Source organism: Eubacteriaceae bacterium ES3 (genome assembly GCA_030586155.1).
Lineage (GTDB): Bacteria > Bacillota > Clostridia > Eubacteriales > Eubacteriaceae > Acetobacterium.
This window is the reverse complement of sequence record CP130741.1, coordinates 1,443,030-1,465,344: the sequence shown is the minus strand read 5'-3', so window position 1 is coordinate 1,465,344 and position 22,315 is coordinate 1,443,030. Positions and strand designations below refer to the sequence as shown.

Genomic DNA, 22,315 nt, shown 5'->3' with positions numbered 1-22,315 from the left:
GTAGCCTTGACGGCTACTTTTTGAATTTATCGTTCAGCATTCTTAGTTTTTAGGTAAACAAATATCAAGTAGGCACTATGTAGCGCTGCGACAATAACAACCGGTAAAATAGCATAAGTAATCCCTAGAGTTATACAAGTAATGATCGCATAGATATGTAAGAAAATCGGTATCGCAAAAACAATTCTATCCTTTTTGACAATATAACTATCATATTTTACAAATCTGAATATCAATAAAGCTGAAATCGTGTATAATAAAAGCAGCATAATCAATTCGTTCGTTTTGGTGTTGATCTCTGCAAAGGGAACTGTATATAACAGAAACTGATTGATAGGACTTATTAGTAGGGTAACCGTAACAATTATTGAGGCAAATGGGTAGGTAATACCAATCCAACGTTTTTTATATTTTTCATAAAGAAATCTTCCAGTAAGCATACATACAGAAAAAAAGAAAATCATTGTAAACCATCCAGAAAAATTATAGAAGGGAATGTCTACATAACCCCCATCATAAAATTTTGTCCAATTCCATTGTCCTTCTAAAACCCCATTCACTAAATTTAAATCATAAATTGAACTCGGATCTAAAGTCATATCCTGAATCGATGCCAATAAACCGGCCCCAAACGGAATGATCCATTTTGGTGCTTTAAGTAGTGAGAAAAGCTGAAATGTGGTATAAAGAATGGCCCCTTCGATAAATAATATACTAAATGGGACATTTCCAAACATCATCAGACGTTGATGACTATAATAATATGCATTTGAAAATACACCGATATTTTCAAATATTCCAGCGGTAATCATGTAGGCAAACAGTTCGAAAAGTTTAATCGTCGAGTTTTCCTGCTTAACGATATGGGCGATACATATAAGCAGCAAAATAGATGCAATAATTTCATTAAGAAACCAACTAATGGGTGTTCCAAAAATCATAAGTCTTCTCCTTATATCAAATATTATTGACATGTGTCAATGTTTTGCATTATACTATTGTTAACTTTTAAATTCAATAAAAATTTTAAACTTAGACTAAAAGTATTTAACTGTAAAACTTAATAATTCTTATTAAATGCTGAAAGATTTAAAGGGAAGAATATGTATGATGGGAATAATCCAAAAGCACTATTATCGATGAATTTATTAATTGATGGATTGATAGATTTAATGAACGAAAGACCTTATGAAAAAATCTCCATTAAAGATATTTGCGAATATTCTGGTGTTTCCAGACAAACATTCTATAATTTAATTGAAACAAAAGAAGCGCTTTTAAGGTCTTGCATTAGAAACGTTTTTGATGAAATAATAAAGAAACAAACATATGAAATGGATGCTAACATGTCTATTTTGATCTTCGTTCAGGCATTTTATGAGAATCAGAAGCTGGTAGATTGTTTGATTCGTGATCATCAAGAAATGATTTTTGTTCAAGTTTTTATCGCATCGATTCGCGATTTAACTGCTTTGTTTGAGCACAAAGATAACCAGACTTCATATATTTATTATAAAATGGCATATTATGCAGGAGGGCTCTCTCAACTTCTTTTTTGGTGGATGAAAGACCCCAAAAGAGTTTCATCAGAGGTGCTGGTTGAAATCTTAAAAGGGCTAGATCTGCCATACTTTGATCTGACTGAATAAAAGTGAGCCTGTCAACTCAATAAAGCAAAATACTAACTGTATCTTTTAATAGCATCCATAACAGAAAAATATTTTTCATATTTGTCAGCCTGTTTAAGGCGAATAGGTTGATGAAAAACAAGTTCAATCTCATTACCGGGAAGAGGGATCTTAAAATCATCCCAACGATGTTTTATAACGACTTTTCTTTTTACATTAACGGTAATTGGCACAATCTTTCGCTTCAGCAGATGAGCCATAACAATTGGAAACTCTTTGGGAATATGGTAGGGACCAAGGGGGCCATCAAGAGCAATAGCCAGGTCGGTTTTAGAGTTGGAAAGCATTCTGACAATTGCCAGCAGGTCAAAATTCTCCTGATGTTCATCGGGTAAACGAACGGGCCTATATCCAAAACGCCGGCAAGCATCGGCAATAAAGTCACCTCTTCGGTTAATAGTTGTAATTACTGACAACTCATGGCCTGAAAAAGCAGGGTAGAGGCAGAAACTGTCACCATGCCAGAAAACGAACACCACTTTTTCGTCCTCATCCTCACGAATAGTGTCCAGACCATTCAGCCGGATCTGACTGCTGTGATAAACCAATCGGCTGTACGAATACATACTTTTTGAAATTATTCGAGATATTACATGATTAATCCATTTCATTTTGTTTGCTTCCTTTTTGAGCAATTAAGTCATAATAGAAGCCTTCCAGTTTCTTTGCAAGCGCTTCAATACTGTATTGTTCAGCAGTCGTCAAGGCGTTATCAGAAATCGTTCGGCGAAACTGGTCATCTTTTAGCATATCGACAACCCGGTTTGCCCACTCTTCAGTTTTTGCCAAAGTTTTAAAGCCATTAAAACCATTCAGAACAACATCATCTGTTCCGCTGGAGCGAATACAGACGACAGGACATTTTCCTGCCATAGCTTCCAGTAAAACCATTCCCTGGGTTTCTGATTGGGAAGAAAAAACAAACAGGTCTGCGGCCTGGTAATAAGCTGCCATTTTTTCGGGACTGATTTTACCTACGAGGACAACCGTCTCAGATAGATCAAGTTCATTAATTTTCTCGGTAATCTGTTCTCTTTCCGGGCCTTCGCCAATGATAATACACTTAAATTTAACAGTAGTGAGCTTTCTAACTACATCAATTCCTTCGATTAGAAATTCGGGGTTTTTTTCCTTTGATAATCTAAAAACAGAGCATAGTAGCAGAGTATCCTCATCAACATAGTTAGCTCGAATTTCAGCGATACGCTGAAGATCATTTTTATGATATGCAGTTAAATCAATCCCTGTTGGCATAATCAGTTTTGGGCGGCTGACACCAACATTCTCCAAATACTCTTTTGCCGATTGTGTGGGGGCAACAATGCCATCACATTGCTGTCCAAAAACTCGAATCATATGGTGGGAAACAAAGTTTTTAAACATCATCCGACCAAATGGCAGGTTTTGTGAATACTTTTCCAGCCTGGTATGATAAGTAAGAACCACCGGTAAATTAGCTTTTTGACCTAACCTTAAACCCTTTTTTCCCATCCAAAATGGATGATGGACATGGACCAGATCAAAATCTTTAAAAGCCTTTTCAATTTTTGGTGAGTATATATTGGCTATGGGAAAGGGGATTTGAGCCGATTTGTAATATTTCAGCAGAGGACAGCGAATCACATCACTTTCATCTTCTTGGCTATTCGGATAATTAGGTGCAAAAATCACTACCCTGTGGCCATTTTTTCTCAATTCCTCCGATAAACGGGAAATTGAAATGGGTACACCACCGATAAAAGGAAGGTAGTTATTGGTGAACATGGCAATCGATAGTTTACGATCATCATAATCCCCTCTATTTGCAACTGAAAAATCGCGATAGTAGTCAGTTTCCCGGCTAATTCGTCGGTAAGCCAGAATCCCGCTCAAAAGCAAGACTGACAGAACAATGATAATATTAAAAAACTGGACATAGATGAGGGTATGGAGTTTATACCAGAATCCGATATATGTCTGCATAAAAACATTATTATAAGCCGGCATGACTTGAACATAATCAGCCACCGGGCTATTCTCTGTTACAGAAATCTTCAGATAACCGTAATCCTCGCTGTCTGTAAAGCCGCCTGCATTGCCTGATGCGTAATAAACCACACCATCTACTGTCATCTGGTCATAGTCCTTGGCAGAATAAAAGACACCGGTAACACCATTTTCCGAAAACATTTGTCTCAGGCCGCCAGAATAATCAACCACATCGGTTGTAACATCAAGAGGACTTTGCTCCATAATGATAAACCGATGTCGATAATCCCGGGCCATTGCGAGTTCACTCAGCAGCCATTCTTCCTGAACTTCAAAAGTCGTGGCTTCCGTCGAATCGAGAAAAATAAAATAATCCTGATTATAGGTAAATGAAAAATATGTTGGTCCAAGGTGATTATAAAAACGGACATAACCGCCATCGGATACTTCGTTGCTGCCAACGCCGATAATGCTGGGAACATTCAGGTTATCAAGACTTTTATTCAGTAGCCTGTACTTTTCTTCAGCACCATCTAGAACTGCATTACCGGTAGAAATAAGAAAGGCGATATCAGCATCATTATTCATACTTTCTACAATTCGTTTGCTAAACACATCGTTTGAATTCTCGGCATTACCGACAACTGCAAAACTATAATCTGCTAGATTTTGATTGTCAGTCAGAGTTTTAATGGCCGAATAATTGTGATCCAGATAATCTCTCTCATTAACAATCAGATATATTTTATAGGCACTGACTATTGCCAGCAGACTAATCAGAGTAACAATAATGATTTTTAAAATTTTTCGATTCAAACGCCGCTCCTTTCTTTTTCCTTATACATCACACAGGGTCAAAGACCCATCAATACAAACCTTAATCGTGGTTTTACAAAAAGATGGTGGTCTGATTCAATCGCCTGGATCGTATTGGCGCATTGTCTACGAAAGATATATAGTTATCCGGTAAAAAGCGACAGCAGAAAATGAAACAGAGAGGTAATTCCTAAACTAAAAACCGCGATGGAAGGAATTTTTCCCAAGAGTATTATGATAAAATAGTGGGAGAACTTCATGGTTGAAAGACCAGCCAGATAACATAAATAATCATCGGGAGCGCCGGGCAGAAAAATGGCCCCGGCAAAAATTTTCTCAAACCGCTTTTGGTCACTGAGGACATTGAAATATTTATCAAGAGTCTTCTGGCTGACCATTTTTTTAACCAGTTCTACACCATATTTTCGAGAAAGAAAAAAATCTATCACTGATGCAGTACAAATGGCAATATAATTATAGACAAAACCCAGTATCGGACCGAAGAGGATGATACCAACAACAGTCCCAATCGATGAAGGCATAAAGGGAAAAATAACCATAATCATCTGGAAGCCAATAAAAACAAGGGCTTCCCAGGGACCAAAGCTTTTGATATAGTTTTCAAAGGACTGAGTTGATGCAAAAATACCTTTACTGTAAAGATCAATAATAAAAATTAAAAGGGTTGCAAGCATCAAAAAAATGATGATTTTTATCAGTTTATCGTAGGCTTTAATATTCATCGCAACCCCAATCCTCTCTTTAATCACTTTTAAAGCATTATTTAAATAAAAGTTTACTCCATTTTTATAAAAATTTCAAATTATTTGAAGTTGCATGAAATGAACTAGGTGCATACTAAAAAAAGATACCAGAACGCATATACTATCGCATATAATCGTTCTGATATCTTTCCTTTGAGCATGGAGGATAATCGTGTAAAATAGTTTTATCAGTAATAATTTTTAAGCAGACAAGATCGACATAAACTCATCGCCGCTGATTGTTTCTTTCTCAAGTAAATAGTCTGCAAGTTCATTGAGTTTATCCTTGTTTTCCTTAAGGATTTCCGTTGCTTTTTCATACTGGCCTGCTATAATGGTCATGACCTGCATGTCAATTTCCCGGGCTGTTTCCGGAGAACAATTGAGGCTGCTTTCACCACCAAGATACTGATTTTGCTGGGTCTCAAAAGACGTCATACCAAAAGTATCACTCATTCCCAGCTTGGAGACCATCATCCTGGCAATCTTAGTAGCCTGCTCGATATCGTTGGAGGCCCCCGATGTGATCGAATCAAAGATCAGTGCTTCAGCTGCTCGACCACCGGTATAGGTACAAATCTTTTGCAAGGCTTCTGTTTTGCTCATTAACACTTTTTCGCCTTCTTCTACCTGCATGGTATAGCCCAATGCACCAGATGTTCTGGGGACAATGGTAATTTTATGGACCGGAGCCGTACCGCTTTGTTTAGCGGCCACCAGAGCATGACCGATTTCGTGATAGGCGACAATTTTCTTTTCTTTTTCAGAAATCAGCGAATTTTTTCGCTGATATCCGGCGAGAATTACTTCTACGCTTTCTTCCAAATCCGATTGGGAGATCGCATTTCTCTCCATACGGACTGCTCTTAATGCCGCTTCGTTTACCATATTAGCCAATTCCGCGCCAGAAGCTCCTGACGTCGCCCGGGCAATCGCATTTAAATCAATGGCATCTTCCATTTTCACTTTTGTGGAATGAACCTTGAGAATAGCCTCGCGCCCTGCTAAATCAGGCAATTCAACAGGAATCCGTCGATCAAACCGTCCAGGACGCAGAAGTGCCGGGTCAAGACTCTCCGGTCGGTTAGTTGCAGCCAAAATCACCACACCTTTTTTGCCATCGAATCCATCCATCTCTGTCAACAGCTGATTAAGAGTTTGTTCCCGTTCATCATTTCCACCCATCCCGCTGTTTCGCTTTTTACCAATAGTATCAATTTCATCAATAAAAACAATACAGGGAGCTTTTTCATTGGCTTGTTTAAAGAGATCACGGACTTTGGCGGCTCCCATCCCAACAAACATCTCAACAAATTCAGAACCGGAAATAGAGAAAAAGGGAACTTCCGCTTCACCTGCCACAGCCTTAGCCAATAGCGTTTTACCGGTTCCCGGTGGGCCAACCAGTAGGGCTCCTTTAGGGAGGGTAGCTCCAATTTCAGTGTATTTTTGCGGATTATGCAGGAAATCAACAATTTCTCCCATAGCTTCTTTGGCTTCGTTTTGCCCTGCCACATCAGAAAAATTAACGCCTGTTTGGGCTTTAACATAAATTTTGGCGTTACTCTTACCAAAAGCCATAGCATTGCCGCCACCCATCCGTTTTTGCATCCGAGACATAAAAAATTGACCGATCGCGAACAATAAAATAAATGGCAGCAACCATGAAGTCAGGAATTTTGCCAATGGTGACATTTCCTGGGGAACAATTTTAGTATATGTTACTTCAGGATGTGCTTGCAAACGAGTCACAAAATCCGGATCATCCATGGCACCAGTCGAACGAACCACTTCCTGTCCGTCTGCATCAACTATACGGTAATAAATTTGCTGATCGTTTATTTCCATTTCAGTGACCGTTCCGGATTCAATATCAGCCAGCAACTGATTATAACCGACTGGCTCAATTGTTTGCTCAACCAGTAGGGGAGCGACCAGAGCGTTAAATACCAGGATGCCCAAAATAACGAGGCCATAATAATAGAGTATCCCTTTTTGCGGTTTCTTTGGTTCTTCTTCCATCATTGCAATCTCCTTTTGTTTAGTCTATTTTCAAGGCACTTGTAACATTTAACCTTAAAAATCTGATATCATTATTATATAGTGTTTTACTACAATTGTAAAAATTTACATCTTCTATATCTGTTACCAATATTAAAAGTCAAGTCCAAAATAGTGTGTAAAAACCTCGGTGGGTTTAACTAGGCTGCTGATGAAACAGCAGCCGTCTGTTCTTTTAAAAATTCATAGTAATCCTGCATATCCAGATATTTTCTGCCGGAAGACCATTTTTCATCCTGTTCCATAAGCAGCGCACCCAGTAAACGGATAACCGATTTTTCGTTGGGATAAATGCGGATCACGCGATCACGACGCCTGATTTCCTCGTTGAGTCGTTCGATACTGTTGGTTGTGCGCAGTCTTTTCCGGTATTTCTCAGGAAGACTCATTACAGCCATCACATCATCAAAACCTTCTTCGAGTATTTCAATCGCTTTTGGTGCTTTGGATTCAAAATGTCTCAGTGTGTCTTTCAGCAGGTTGCGGGCATCTTCAATATTTACTGCATTGTAGATGCGTTTCAGATAGGATTTCAATTCGGACTGCTGATTTTTGGGCGTTTTATCCAGTACATTTCTTGAGAAATGTGTCTGGCATCTCTGCCAGGTGGATCCCTGAAAATGTTTTTTAATCGCATTTACAAGTCCTTTGTGATTATCGGATACTATCAGATCAACGGCTGTCAGACCACGCTCTTTGAGATTTTGAAAAAAATCTCCCCAGCTTGATTCTGTTTCGGTATCATTCAGCTGAAAACCAATTACTTCACGATTGCCATTTTCGTTGACTGCGGTTGCTACCAATAGACCTTTTGACCGGACTCTGCTGTCTTCGCGAACTTTGAGATATAAAGCATCCACAATTATAAATGGATAATGCTTTTCAAGCGTTCGGTTACGAAAACCGTTTACTACCGGATCCAGATTTTCACACAGCTTTGAAACTGTTGATTTTGAAAAGCTCTGGCCACAAAGTTCTTCTGTAATGTTTTCGATTTTGCGGGTTGAAACCCCATTAATGACCATTTCGATCATTGCCAGCATCAGAGCCTGCTCGCTCCGCTGGTAGCGCTGAAACATCGTCGTGCTGAATTCGCCGTTACGATGACGAGGGATCCGCAGGGTGATACCACCGATTCGCGTTGTTAATTCACGATCCCTAAAACCGTTACGGTAAGCTGTCCGATCCTCGCATCGCTCATAGCGTTCAGCACCAAGTTGCTCAGCCGATTGCGCTACAAGCACCTGGTTAAGAATTGTTTCCAGAAGCTTTGAAAAAGCCTCATCCCGGGAATCTTTTGTAAAAAGTCCGTGCAAAAGTTCTGTGTCCAGTGTAATATTTAATTGAGCCATTTGTTCATCTCCTCGATTAGGTATTGGGTGGTACTTTTATTTTAACCGAGGTTTGAGCTCTTGGCTCATTTTCTTTTTACACCATTATACGGACTTTATCATATTAAAGCATTAGTTTTGTTGTGTTTTATAAAAGTGTCATAACACTAATGTATATTTCATCTTAATCATTAATTTAAACATAGACACTGTTTTTACAAAACAATAAAAATAAGTTATAATATCCTAATTGCGATTAAATTCAACAATTTAATTTTGTAAATTTATTTTATATGTATAGGAGTTCTTAACGTGTCATTATTATTAAGCTTTTTAATTTGTTTTATAGCCGGTGCTGGCGCCGGATTGGGAACCGGTTTTGCCGGCATGAGCGCGGCTGCGATCATTAGCCCGGTTTTGATTACTTTTCTGGGCGTTCCAGCCTATGAAGCGGTTGGTATTGCCCTTGCCAGCGATGTTCTAGCCAGCGGAGTCAGTTCAATTACCTACGCCAAACACAAAAATGTCGATATCAGAAATGGTTTGGTGATGATGATTGCTGTTTTAACCTTTACATTAGTGGGCAGTCTGGTCTCAAGTTTTCTTCCCAGTACTACAATGGGCAGTTTTTCAGTAATTATGACTATGGTCCTGGGGATCAAATTTCTGATTAAACCAGTTACAGGTTCTCCTGAAGCAATGAGTAACCTTGACCCTAAAGCCAGAATCATCCGCTCAGTCCTCTCAGGAACTCTAGTTGGTTTTATCTGCGGCTTTATCGGTGCGGGTGGGGGAATGATGATGCTCATCATTCTAACTGCAATCTTAGGCTATGAACTTAAGATGGCGGTTGGAACCAGTGTCTTTATTATGACCTTTACCGCATTAACAGGGGCGCTTAGCCATTTTGTAATTGGCGGGATTCCCAATCTTTTTTATCTGGCTGTTTGTGTTTTTTCGACCCTCATCTGGGCCAGAATTGCTGCCAAAATAGCCAATAAGGTTGACCATATCACTCTTAATCGAATCACCGGTTCGATTCTAGTGACATTCGGTTTAGCCGTATTGTTTTTGGGCTAATTAAAAAAAGCTTCACTTACCTAAACAGGCAAGTGAAGCTTTTATTATACTTTTTAAGCAGCCATTTCTTCTTCAACCTTTGTTTCCCCGGTTGACGGTTCTTCTTTCAAACGCTTTAAGTAAGCTTTTGTTTCTGATGCCACGACACCCGATAAGGCCAGAATAGCAATCAGGTTTGGCAACGCCATCAGGGCATTAAAAATATCAGCAATCATCCAGACGGCTGAAACCGTCATAAAAGGACCAATGAAAACTGCCAGAATATACAGCCAGCGATAAGTCATGACCGCTTTACGATTGCCGTTAGACAAATATTCCAGACATCGTTCACCGTAATAGTTCCATCCAAGAATAGTGGTAAAAGCAAAGAATACCAGGCAGGTCATAAGAATAAAAGAACTGATCTGCGGCGGAATCGGCAGTCCCATCTGGAAAGCATTAGTCGTAACTTCAACACCCTCCAGTCCTATATTCCATGATCCGGTTAAAACAATTGCCAGACCTGTCATTGTACAGACAACAATAGTATCAAGAAATGTTCCCGTCATCGAAACCAGACCCTGTCGGGCAGGCTCTTTAGTTTGGGCTGCTGCTGCCGCAATCGGGGCACTCCCCAGACCGGCTTCATTGGAAAAAATTCCTCTGGCAATTCCTTTTTGCATGGCCACAATAACTGCTCCTAAAGCACCACCAGCAACAGCCCGCAGTCCAAAAGCGCTGGCAAAAATCTCGACCAGAGCAGCAGGAATCTTTCCGGCGTTAAAGACCAGAATAACCAGGCAGCACAGCACATAAATGACAATCATAAAAGGAACAACAATTTGAGAAACACCGGCAATTCGTTTAATTCCACCAATGACAACCAATCCGACCAGAATTGTTAAAATAACACTGGTGATCAGAACACTAATCGAATAATCCATGCCCAGAATATTAACCGTCGTTAGGCTGTTAGGATCAAAAAAGTTTTTAACCGCTCCGGCAATCCCGTTTACCTGGGTAAAGGTCCCAATCCCAAGTAGACCTACACCGGCTCCAAAAAAGGCAAATACCTTGCCCAACCATGCCCATTTTTTGCCCATACCGTTTTCGATATAGTAAAAAGGACCGCCCAGGACATGACCATCAGATTCTATCACCCGGTATTTTACCGCCAATAAACCTTCCGCATACTTTGTTGCCATACCAAAAAAAGCGGCAATCCACATCCAGAAAAGAGCACCAGGACCACCAGCAACGATAGCCGTTGCAACCCCGACAATATTGCCGGTTCCTACGGTTGCTGAAAGAGCAGTACACAAAGCACCAAAACTACTGACTTCACCTGTTCCATCTGCTTCATTCTTGACCATAAACTTCAAGGCTTTGGGTAAATGTATGATCTGCAACCCACCCAAACGAATGGTTAAAATAATACCAACTGCCAGAATAAAAATGATCAGAGGCAGGCCCCAGACCAGGTCATCAAACCAGACCAGAAAACAGTTAATTTGTTGAAACATCTTTGTTTCCTCCTTCTTATTAATGAAGAGGAGAACAACTTTTACGTTGCTCTGTCCTTTTGCCTGAGAGATCACCTGCATTATCTACAGGCTACACCTTCGGCGCTCGTTTCGCGAGACTCTCCAGAGTGCTGATATTTTTCACAGCGATAAAAATTCTACCAAAAAACACCCTCCAATGCAATAATAAGTTTCACGAAAATATTGCCATTAATTAGTAGGAATAAAAATAAAGTATAATGTTTCCTTGCTTCATTGTTACTATCAACTGGTTTATTCATCCTATAGCCCAAACATTTGTATCTATCCTGCGCTTTGTTAAAGGCTTCCGACAAGGGGTATATTGATTGTAAAGGGAGGCGAGAACTATGGACCAAAAGAAAAAACAGTGGATCCGTATCTTCTTGGTTATTGCTGTTGGGATTTTGCTGCTGGTTCTTATGATGTTCATCTTCAGATCATGTGAAGCCAAGCGTATCCAGGAAGCCATCGAAAATTATGAGTCAGACACTTATTATCTTGATCCGGAAGTTGGCTATGCCGAAATTGTGGACCTCATAGAAGCCCCGTCCAGAGATATTAATACCGGTGAAATTGCTACTGAAGGATGTCAGCCCCAGATGCAGTTATACATTAAAGCGTTCACCCCGACAGAAGATGAAGAGGCTGATACAGTAAACTTTACTCTTACAACCAAACCTTATGTTTTACCTTCTGAATTAACAGTCAACCCGCCTTCCAATGGAATTCAGGTGCTGACACCGGTAGAAGACCAAAAGCTAACCGCAGGTTCAGATTTTTTACTTAAATGGTCAATTGACACTCGCCGGGAGGTTAGTGTGGATGTTTTATTCAGTAGTGACGGCGGGGCTACCTATATGGATCTGGCAACCGGAATCGCCAATCAGGATGAAACCACAGTCACGATACCGGATACAGAATCGCAAAACTGTCTTTTTCGAATAAACGTCTGGGTTGGAACAGCCCTATTAGGCTATAACCAGTCAGACATATTCAGCGTTGTTACACCGGCAACTGAATCCAGCGAAGAAAATAATGCGAATAACCAGACAGAAGCTACGACCGAAACTCAGCCTGAAGAAAATGTAGAACCTGAGCAGGATGCAAGCGCCAGCGAAAACCAAAACAATATAACTCCTGAGATTGACCCCAATCTCTATACCACTAATGATGGCGAAATGATCTCTTTAACCGGGGATACTGTCCGATCATTCTGGCTGGACCATGATTTTAACAACGTGGACCATATTGTCTGGCAGTTGTCCACAGTAAAATCTTCCTGTGATGAGGAGCAAATTAGTGATATCGGTCTGATCGCCACAGGCACACTGCCTGGCAAGGCGATTAGCTTCAATCTTGATTTTGCATCAATCCTTGGCAGTTACGGAAATAATCAGGAAGTTGAAAATCATGGAAGTGATTTCACCCTGGCTCCAGAGATATTTCTTCCGGTTCAGTCTCAGCGGGCAGTTTATCTGCGGGTCTTATTATATGATCAAGACAATCAGCTGATTGAGGCTTCCGGCTCAGGCTTCGAACTGATAGTCGGTCAACCTTCCATTGATTTGAATTCAGAAGTCCCCACAAGTGATCTGCCATCGCCCATATTATCGGCGAAAACAGAGCCCGGATTTGAGCCTGGAAGCTTTGAAGAATTTCCTGAAAACGGTCTATATCTTTTTAACGATGGCGCATTTGACCGCACTCTGATGCTTTCAGACATTCCTGGTGAATCCGTAGAGATTGATCTGCAAATCGCCAGCCAACCTTTTAATAACCAGACGATGACAGATTTCACCCAACCAGCCGGACTGGTCTACCGCGACCAAAAGACTGGAATCACTTATACAACTGTTACCAAGTTTTATGAACTCAGCTTTTCTGAAATTATCCCAAAACTAAACATCCTGGGTAACGGCACCATCCGCTATTATCTACGTGCAGTCTGTTATGTGCCAGGTGAAACACCTGGGACTATGGTTCCGCTGGCAACCAAAGAGTCTTCCATAGTCTTTACCGGAGATTACGCCATCTATTTAGCCGGCAGTTTTGATATTAACGACCAGCCCCCGGAAGAAGTGACAGTTCATTCTTATGTGCCTTCAACTGAATTCCTGCGCTATATTCCGACCCGATGGGCTATTGACAATGCCGATGAATATTTTGAAGTCACCCGACCAATTGAAGCCGAAGAAATCTGTTTTTACATCAAAAATAACAAGACCGGTGATTTTCTTTATCCTTATGAAATGCATATGTATTTATACCCCAACACAACGCGAGCGGAATATCAGGCCATTGTAGACCGAATGCTGCCCGTGGGGGCCTGGTTTCATCTATCCATTACACAAAGTGGATGGGATGCATTTTGGTCAGATTTCTTTGATCTTTTATCACAAATATACGAAGGCGTGTCCAAAGCCTATGCTGATCTCAAGGTGACGGTTGCCAATACCGTAGCCGACCGCTTTGCCTTCCTCGGTGAAGAAATGCAGTCCTATATCAAAACAGCGGTCACAGGGCTGATTGACTACGGTCTGGTTTCGGTGGGACTGCCGCCATCTTTACCTAATTTTGACGAACTGGCCGACCAGGGGCTGGATTATTGTGTCCGTGTCGCTTTAGAGGAGACAGCCCGATCAATGGATATACCAGTTGAGCAGATCCCTGCTGATGTCCGCAATGCCATCGCGGAAGAAGTCTCCAGCGAGCTTGATCGACTGACAGAGATGAAAACCGTTAATCCTTTTAATGTATCGTATCTCAAACCAGCAACCGAGGCCCAGTATCAACCAGCCTTTGTCGATGTCGAACTGCATAACCAACATGCTCAGCGCAGCCCATCGGGCACACTAATGATTTCATATTATCCACCAGGTAAACCACATTTTAAAATTTATGATACCATGACTTTATCAATCCCGTCACTGGGACCTGGAGAATCTACCTTTATTCGTGTTTATCTAAGTCCTGGCAACACCGAGCTGCCAATTTATAAAGAGTACTACAATGGCAACACTGGAGAATGTGAACTGGTGATTCGGGCACAATATGACGTAGTTGATCTGGAAACCGCCGCAGCCGAACAACAAGTCACTGGAACCAATTCACTGCATCCCGATGTCTACGTTTATGATATCGAACCGGTTTATGAGTACCGGGTTCTCAATACACCGGCGGATGAGCTATTTAAGTGATTTATCATTGACTTCAAATTCTAGTCCTTTTGTGAGGTGTTTTAATGAAAAAGCGAATTTTTTTACTGACAGGAGCCACCGGACTTCTAGGCGGAAATATTGTCAGAGCACTGGTTGAGAGTTGCGAAGAGGTTCACGCTCTGGTGATGCCAGGTGATCCTGCCGTTTCTAAAATGCCGGAAAACGTGGAAATAATCGAAGGCGACCTCTTAGATTCTGAATCCCTGGAACAATTTTTTTATAGCGAAAATGAAGCTGACCTGATTGTAATCCATGCCGCAGGGCTAGTCACCCTCGACCCTAAACCTAATGAAAACGTTAGAGCAGTTAATGTTGACGGCACAAAGAATATTGTTGAAAAATGTCTAAAGTATAAGGTTAAAAAACTGGTTTATATCAGCTCCACCAGCGTTATTCCTGAGTTGCCACATGGTCAGTTGATAAGCGAAGTCGATTCTTTTAATGAAGACCTGGTTATTGGCTACTACGCCAAAACAAAAACAATGGCCACAAAAATTGTGATGGAGGCTGTGCGTAATCATAATCTTGATGCGTCTATCGTTTTTCCCAGCGGAATTTTCGGACCAAATGATTACAGCTACGGCCTAATCACCAGCAGTGTAATTATGTTTGCTCAAGGTAAGATTAAAATTTCTATTGGCGGAACCTTTAATTCTGTAGATGCCAGAGATTTGGCTCACGGAGTCATTGCCTGTGCTCAAAAGGGACGTAAAGGGGAAGGATACATAATGGCTAACCGTTGTTACACTTTTAAGCAACTAATTGTCTCTATTTGTGATGCAGCGGGTATTAAACGGCCCCGCTTCAATATTCCACTTCTCCTGCTGCGACCCTATGCCGGGTTGGGGGGGCTTTATGGCAAACTAACCAGAACACCTTCATGGTTTTCCCACTTTACCATCTATAATCTGGAGCGCAATAATAATTACGATACTCAAAAAGCTGAAGCTGAGTTGGGTTTTATCTGCCGAACCTTGAATGAATCAATCATAGATACTGTTGTCTGGCTGAAAGATGTGGGAAAGTTGAAGTAAATTTCGCAAATATCTTATCGCTTGAAAGACATGCCAATAATTTGTATAATGTATTTTCAAGATACTCGAAGAAAAATCTTTAACAAGATAATCCACTAACAATGTATTCTCATTTTAAAACAGTTTAATTTAACCGCCCTAGGAGATCAGATGGAACAACTTCATAGACTGGGCATCGATATTGGTTCCACCACCCTTAAAATTGTGGTTCTCAATCGTGATGCTAACATAATATTTTCTGATTACAAAAGACATTTTGCTCAAATCCCCGAAACTCTAGCTACTATGCTCCAAGAAGCAATAAGCCAGGTCGGAGATCTTCCTGTTTTAGCCGCAATTACAGGTTCTGGCGGCATGACGCTTAACAAAGCGCTTGGAATTCCACATATTCATGAAGTTGCAGCTGTCACCACCGCTCTTAAACAATATGCACCTGCAACTGATGTAGCAATTGAGCTGGGTGGGGAGGATGCTAAAATCATCTACCTTACAAATGGCTTAGAGCAGCGGATGAATGGTATCTGTGCCGGTGGTACCGGCTCTTTTATCGACCAGATGGCCACACTGTTAAAAACGGATGCCAACGGCCTAAATATCCTTGCCAAAAATTCTACCACCATTTATCCCATCGCTGCCCGGTGTGGGGTCTTTGCCAAAACTGATCTTCAGCCCCTGATTAATGAAGGGGTCAGTCAGTCTGATCTTTCAGCCTCTATTTTTCAGGCTGTAGTCAATCAGACTATCAGTGGTCTAGCTTGTGGCCGACCAATTGTCGGAAATGTAGCTTTTTTAGGTGGGCCGCTATCTTTTCTGGATGGACTGAAAGAATCTTTTATCAGAACCCTGGCCTTAAAGAAAAATCATATCATCAGTCCCGACCACGCCCACCTTTTTGCCGCAATTGGTGCCGCATCAAATATCAGCGAGCAGATGCCTGATGATTTGAGCGCAATCTTGCATCAGGTCTTATTCGGGATTCAAATCCCCTTTGAAAATAATCGCCTTGAACCGCTTTTTAAAAATGACAATCAGGTTCAGGCTTTTAAAACAAGGCATTCCCAGACAACTCTTACTAAAAGAAAGCTAGGCAATTATACAGGTGACTGTTACCTGGGAATTGACGCTGGTTCTACCACGACAAAACTAGCTTTAATTGCCGATGATGGCAGCCTGCTCTACTCATTCTACGATAACAACCAGGGAAGTCCAGTTCAAACCACTAGTCAGGCCTTAAAAGAACTCTACCGTCAGCTGCCGCAAACTGCGGTCATCAGACAGTCGTGTGTTACCGGCTATGGCGAAAGCTTATTAAAAGCCGCCTTTAACCTGGATCTGGGGGAAGTAGAAACCCTTGCGCACTACAAGGCTGCGCAGTTTTTTGAACCATCAGTAGAAGCTATACTTGACATCGGCGGTCAGGATATGAAATTCATCCGAATTAAAGATCAGCAAATCGACAGCATATTATTAAATGAAGCCTGTTCCTCTGGCTGCGGGTCTTTTCTGGAAACCTTTGCTGCATCTCTAAATTTGTCGATTGAAGATTTTTCGCAGCTGGCCATGGCGGCTCAAAATCCTGTAGATCTGGGAAACCGATGCACCGTCTTTATGAATTCCCGGGTTAAACAGGCTCAGAAGGAAGAGGCAAATCTTTCGGATATTGCCGCCGGTTTAAGCTATGCGGTCATAAAAAACGCTCTCTTTAAGGTCATTAAACTAACCGATGCCCAGTACCTGGGTCAAAAGGTTGTCGTCCAGGGCGGCAGCTTTTTAAATGATGCCGTTCTCAGAAGTTTTGAAATGCTTACCGGACTTACAGCAATCCGGCCCCAACAAGCGGGAATTATGGGGGCTTTGGGCGCAGCTTTAATTGCTCGGGATAGTAAAGAGAAATCAACCCTTCTATCGGCCAGACAACTGGAGCAGCTGAAGATCTCAACCGTTACTGAACGCTGTAAGCGCTGTGCCAACGCCTGTCTGCTGACGATCAACTCTTTTTCGGATGACCGCAAGCATGTCTCTGGAAATCGGTGCGAACGCGGACAAACTCAGCATATCCCTAAATATCAGAAAAGTAATGAAACAGGAATACATCTTAAAACTGTCCCCAATCTTTATGATTATAAATTAAAACGGACTTTTTCCTATACATCCCTTCCAACCGACCAGGCCCAAAGGGGAAAGGTGGGTATTCCCAGAGTTTTAAATATGTACGAAAACTATCCCTTCTGGCATACTTTTTTCACCCAACTTTCCTATCAGGTAGTACTTTCGCCGCTATCCAGTCATAAAATATATGAGCTGGGAATGGAATCAATGCCCAGTGAAACAGCCTGTTACCCAGCGAAACTGGCCCACGGACATGTAAAATGGCTGATCAGTCAGGGCATCGATACGATATTTTACCCCTGTGTGGCTTACGAACGAAAAGAGTTTTGTGACGCCAATGATCATTACAATTGTCCTATGGTCACCTCTTATCCCGAAAATATTGCAAACAATATCGATAATCTGATTAACTTTGAAAAGCCTTTTCTGTCTTTTGAAAGCAAGCGTATCCTTAAAAAAAGATTACTGGAGCTTTTCTCCACCGAAAAAAACATCCCTGTACGCGAGGTTTCATCAGCTGTCGATGCCGGCTGGGCGGAACTCCTGCAAGCACGGGCCGATCTGTCACGTAAAGGGGAGGAAACTCTGGATTTTTTAGAAATAAACGGTAGCAGAGGGATAGTCCTCTCCGGCCGACCATATCATCTTGATCCGGCAATAAATCATGGCATTCCCGACCTGATCGCTTCGTATGGGGTCGCAGTTTTAACCGAGGATTCTATTTCTCATTTGGGGCGGGTGGATAGGCCAACCCTGGTCTTAGACCAATGGATGTATCATTCCCGGCTCTATGCCGCTGCTGCATATGTCGGTACCCAGGACAATCTGGAGCTGGTCCAGCTTAATTCTTTTGGCTGTGGTCTTGACGCAGTAGCTTGTGATCAGGTAGCTGAAATGCTGGAAAAATCCAATAAGACAAATACTGTTTTAAAAATCGATGAGATAAAAAATACTGCTGCAGTCAGAATCCGTATCCGATCACTGCTGGCTGTACTAGACCAAAATAGGCAAAGTCCGTCGCAAAGGATCAATACTGCTCATCAGCGGGTCATCTTTACAAAAGCAATGAAGCAGAACTATACCATTCTTGCTCCGCAAATGTCTCCGATTCATTTCGATTTTTTAACCCCAGTTTTTAAATCCTGTGGTTATAAATTCGAATTTCTGCAAGATTTTGGTCCGGAAGTCATCACTCTTGGCCTGCAATATGTCAATAACGACGCCTGCTTTCCTTCCATAATCGTCGTGGGCCAGATGATGTCTGCTCTTTTATCCGGTCAGTATGATCTGAGTCAAATAGCGGTAATGATGATGCAAACTGGTGGGGGATGCCGGGCATCCAATTATATCGGTTTTATTCGCCGTGCTCTGGATAAAGCAGGCTTTTCCCATATTCCTGTCATCTCCTTAAATCCTGTCGGCCTGGAAAAAAACCCCGGCTTTAGTGTCTCACCAAAGCTTTTATTTAACGGACTCCAGGGGCTAATCTATGGTGATGTCCTTAGCCATCTCCTTTTACGAACCAGACCATACGAACTGGAAGCCGGTTCAGCCAATAATCTTTATCAAAAATGGCGGGATCGATGTATAAAAACCCTTGAAAGCAAAACACCCTGGAAGGATTACAAGCAAAATATCAACGAAATGGTTGCCGATTTTGAAGTCCTCGCACTGAGGCAAACAGTCAGAAAACCACGGGTGGGAATTGTCGGCGAGATTTATGTCAAATATCTGCCAACTGCCAATAATCATCTGGTCAATTTACTGGAAGCAGACGGAGTTGAAGTAGAGGTTCCCGGAATTTTTAACTTCTTTTCTTACTGCTGTTACGACTATGTTTTTAACGCCCGATATTTGGGCAAAGAAAAGGTTCTGTCCCATTTAGGAAAAGCATCAATCAAAATCCTGGAATTCTTGCGAAAACCGGCAAGTGATGCGCTATTTTCCAGCCAGCGATTTATCCCGCCAACACCCATCTCAAAACTGATCGATTTTGCCGAACCGATTATCTCTGTAGGCAACCATACTGGAGAAGGCTGGTTTTTAAGCGGTGAAATCTGCGAACTCCTTGACCAGGGTGTCAATAATATTATCTGTGTTCAGCCTTTTGGCTGCCTTCCCAGTCATGTAGCCGGCAAAGGCGTATTAAAAGTAATCCGCCATCTTTATCCCCAGGCCAATATCGTGGCCGTAGACTATGATGCCGGAGCCAGTGAGGTTAATCAGATTAGCCGTATTAAGCTGATGCTGAGTCAGGCATCCAACAAATTTAAGCAGACTTAATTTAAGAATAGCAAAACATTTAAACACATAATATATAAAGGGTTTTAATTTTTAAATTTATTTTAATTTTAGCTTTAAATATCATTTAGAAAAAGGTATTATTATAACGTATTTAAACGATTAAAAATATTTTTGTCAAATCAAACTGTCTTTACTTTATAGATTGATTTGTATCAACATTTCTGAAGTTTTTTTCTGAGGATATTTATTTTAAAGTTAAAGCTTTTAATTAACTATAACTAATGTTTGAAATCAAAAGGAGAGCTAAATGGGTTTATTTAATAAACGAAACGATTATGATGTGATTGCTAAAAGAGAATTTGAAAATTTGAAAGACTCTTATATTGCTGCCGTTCAGGCGATTGCAGCTGGAGATATGTCTGTTCAGATACCTACCCAGAGTGAGAATGATGTATTTGCAGGCAGCTTAGGCCAAATAACTGATTCTCTAACACAACTGGACGCTGATTTAAAGAATATGGAAGCTGATCTAAACGCCGGGTCTTTCAACGCAGAAGATCATAAAAGCAGTCAGTCCGGTATCTATCAGACCATTGCCGATACCATGATCAGAATTATCGATGCCGAGAAGAAAAAAAGCGATTTTTATCTTGCCATCCTTGATGCCTTGCCTTATCGAATAACCGTTATGGATAATGATACCAACATGACTTTTATCAATAAGATTCTCGAAGATCTGATGATCACCGTCGGATCTGCTACAAAAAGAGAGGATATGTACAATCGCCCCTGTTCAGACAATCAACTTCAAATATGTAGTAACGAAGACTGTGGAATCCGACGATTAAATGAAAGAGGGTTAACCGAATTACCTTTTGAATATCGTGGACGCCATTACAGAATGGACACTCAGTATCTAAAAGATCAGGCAGGACAAAAAATTGGGTATGTTGAAGTATCCCATGACATTACACCAACTATGAGCGTAAACGTCTATACTAAAAATGAAGTGGCTCGCCTGGAGAACAATTTAAAACAACTGGCCCAGGGAAACCTTGACTTTGATCTGAATATTGAAGAAGCAACTGAATATACCTCAGAAATTTCAGAAAGCTTCTTGTCAATTAATCAGAGTTTATCTGATGTCAGCTCTAGTATTGGACAACTGGTGGAGGATGCCAGTGTCTTAACTGATTCTGCCTTGTCTGGAGAATTAGATGTGCGCCGGGACGAAAGCCTGTTTAATGGCTGCTGGCAAAATTTGATTAGTGGCATGAACCAGATTCTCGAAGAAGTCTCTAAACCGATCAATGAAGTGGCCGCAGTAATGGCTGATATTTCCGTCGGAAACTTAAATGTTACAATCAATGGAGACTATCATGGAGCGTTTGAAAACCTGAAATCTTCAGTTAACGAAACAACTACTGGTTTAAATAGTGTGATTTCCAGCATTACATTTTTGATTAGCGAAATCAGTAAGGGCAATTTAAATCTTGATCGCCAGGAGATCTTCAAAGGCGATTTCGAGGCTGTTTCCGTCTCCCTTAATGCCATCCTGGATTCACTAAATACCCTCCTAAAGGATATCCGAATTGCAGCTGAGCAGGTCAATTCCGGGGCTGATCAGGTATCTTCTGCCAGCCAGTCACTGGCCCAGGGCTCAACCGAACAGGCCAGTTCCATAGAAGAACTGACCGCATCAATTACAGAAGTGGCAGATCAGACTAAGAAGAATGCCGAAGATGCTAATCAGGCTAAAAACCTGACTGCTGAAGTAATGAAAAATGCTGAAATAGGGAACAGCCAGATGAACGAAATGCAGCTTTCAATGTCTGCCATCAATTCATCATCCAACGATATTTCAAAAATTATCAAAGTCATCGATGACATCGCCTTCCAGACCAATATTTTAGCCCTAAACGCTGCCGTTGAAGCCGCAAGAGCCGGTGAACACGGTAAAGGATTTGCCGTTGTTGCTGAGGAGGTCCGAACGCTGGCTGCCCGCAGTGCTGATGCCGCGCATCAGACAACCAGCCTAATTGAAGGGTCGATTGAAAAAGTTAAAGAGGGAACGAAAATTGCCGACGAAACAGCAAAAGCTCTGATTGATATTGTTACAGGTATTGAAAAAGTCAGCCACTTGACAGAAAACATCGCTAATGCAACCAATCTTCAGGCATCGGAAATTGCCCAGATAAATGTCGGTGTTGATCAGGTTTCACACGTTGTTCAGCAGAATTCTGCCACTGCTGAAGAAAGTGCCGCAGCCAGCCAGGAATTGTCAGGCCAGGCGACTCTGCTGCAGAATAATATTGACCAGTTTACATTAAGGCGATAAATTGCTTTAATATCAAGAGCTTATTTAAGGGCTCTTTTTTTTTGCATAGCAATAAATTTATAAATATACTTTAAAATTTATACTTTTTTATAATTTAAATCCATTTATTATTTAACTATTTGTACTAAATGTCGATATTTA

At 41.2% G+C, this 22,315-nt stretch carries 13 protein-coding genes and 1 riboswitch; of the genes, 6 read left to right on the top strand and 7 right to left on the bottom strand.

The window, feature by feature from the left end; translation table 11 throughout:
• Nucleotides 1-26: 26 nt before the first annotated feature.
• On the bottom strand, nucleotides 27-941 hold the full coding sequence (locus Q5O24_06635; GenBank protein WKY48988.1) for a carotenoid biosynthesis protein: 915 nt from the start codon (nucleotides 939-941) through the stop codon (nucleotides 27-29).
• Nucleotides 942-1,139: 198 nt separating this feature from the next.
• Here Q5O24_06635 and Q5O24_06630 point away from each other — a divergent pair, with 198 nt between their 5' ends.
• Entirely contained in the window at nucleotides 1,140-1,649 is a 510-nt protein-coding gene (locus Q5O24_06630; GenBank protein ID WKY48987.1) for a TetR/AcrR family transcriptional regulator, read from the top strand.
• A 32-nt stretch (nucleotides 1,650-1,681) separates the two neighbouring features.
• On the opposite strand, the gene Q5O24_06625 is transcribed toward Q5O24_06630, so the two are convergent.
• From Q5O24_06625 to Q5O24_06605, 5 genes are all read right to left on the bottom strand, one after another.
• A complete protein-coding gene (locus Q5O24_06625) occupies nucleotides 1,682-2,299 on the bottom strand; it encodes a DUF374 domain-containing protein (GenBank protein ID WKY48986.1) in 618 nt (205 codons plus the stop codon).
• Nucleotides 2,286-4,472 (bottom strand): glycosyltransferase, encoded by a 2,187-nt coding sequence (locus Q5O24_06620; protein WKY48985.1) that lies wholly within the window; start codon nucleotides 4,470-4,472, stop codon nucleotides 2,286-2,288. Before Q5O24_06620 ends, Q5O24_06625 begins: the two co-directional genes overlap by 14 nt.
• Nucleotides 4,473-4,615: 143 nt before the next feature.
• A complete protein-coding gene (locus tag Q5O24_06615; GenBank protein ID WKY48984.1) occupies nucleotides 4,616-5,215 on the bottom strand; it encodes a VTT domain-containing protein in 600 nt (199 codons plus the stop codon).
• A gap of 222 nt (nucleotides 5,216-5,437) precedes the next feature.
• The gene (gene ftsH, locus Q5O24_06610) at nucleotides 5,438-7,258 is read right to left on the bottom strand and encodes an ATP-dependent zinc metalloprotease FtsH (GenBank protein ID WKY48983.1); all 1,821 of its coding nucleotides are present in this window, start codon (nucleotides 7,256-7,258) and stop codon (nucleotides 5,438-5,440) included.
• 179 nt (nucleotides 7,259-7,437) lie between these two features.
• Nucleotides 7,438-8,649 carry an IS256 family transposase gene (locus Q5O24_06605; protein WKY48982.1) on the bottom strand — a complete coding sequence of 404 codons (1,212 nt, stop codon included), beginning with the start codon at nucleotides 8,647-8,649 and terminating at the stop codon, nucleotides 7,438-7,440.
• Between the two features lie 291 nt (nucleotides 8,650-8,940).
• Here Q5O24_06605 and Q5O24_06600 point away from each other — a divergent pair, with 291 nt between their 5' ends.
• On the top strand, nucleotides 8,941-9,708 hold the full coding sequence (locus tag Q5O24_06600) for a sulfite exporter TauE/SafE family protein (protein WKY48981.1): 768 nt from the start codon (nucleotides 8,941-8,943) through the stop codon (nucleotides 9,706-9,708).
• Nucleotides 9,709-9,761: 53 nt separating this feature from the next.
• Here Q5O24_06600 and Q5O24_06595 read toward each other — a convergent pair whose 3' ends face one another.
• Nucleotides 9,762-11,210 (bottom strand): sodium:alanine symporter family protein, encoded by a 1,449-nt coding sequence (locus Q5O24_06595; GenBank protein WKY48980.1) that lies wholly within the window; start codon nucleotides 11,208-11,210, stop codon nucleotides 9,762-9,764.
• Nucleotides 11,211-11,251: 41 nt separating this feature from the next.
• A riboswitch (glycine riboswitch) is annotated at nucleotides 11,252-11,347 on the bottom strand.
• A gap of 231 nt (nucleotides 11,348-11,578) precedes the next feature.
• Here Q5O24_06595 and Q5O24_06590 point away from each other — a divergent pair.
• The 4 genes from Q5O24_06590 (at nucleotide 11,579) to Q5O24_06575 (ending at nucleotide 22,174) form a co-directional block, all read left to right on the top strand.
• Complete coding sequence (locus Q5O24_06590) at nucleotides 11,579-14,428, top strand: hypothetical protein (protein ID WKY48979.1); 2,850 nt, start codon at nucleotides 11,579-11,581, stop codon at nucleotides 14,426-14,428.
• A gap of 44 nt (nucleotides 14,429-14,472) precedes the next feature.
• Nucleotides 14,473-15,483: an NAD-dependent epimerase/dehydratase family protein gene (locus Q5O24_06585; GenBank protein ID WKY48978.1), complete on the top strand. Its 1,011-nt coding sequence runs from the start codon at nucleotides 14,473-14,475 to the stop codon at nucleotides 15,481-15,483.
• Between the two features lie 150 nt (nucleotides 15,484-15,633).
• A complete protein-coding gene (locus Q5O24_06580; protein WKY48977.1) occupies nucleotides 15,634-19,875 on the top strand; it encodes an acyl-CoA dehydratase activase-related protein in 4,242 nt (1,413 codons plus the stop codon).
• 268 nt (nucleotides 19,876-20,143) lie between these two features.
• Nucleotides 20,144-22,174, top strand: coding sequence for a methyl-accepting chemotaxis protein (locus tag Q5O24_06575; protein WKY48976.1), 2,031 nt, complete (start codon nucleotides 20,144-20,146; stop codon nucleotides 22,172-22,174).
• Nucleotides 22,175-22,315 lie beyond the last annotated feature (141 nt).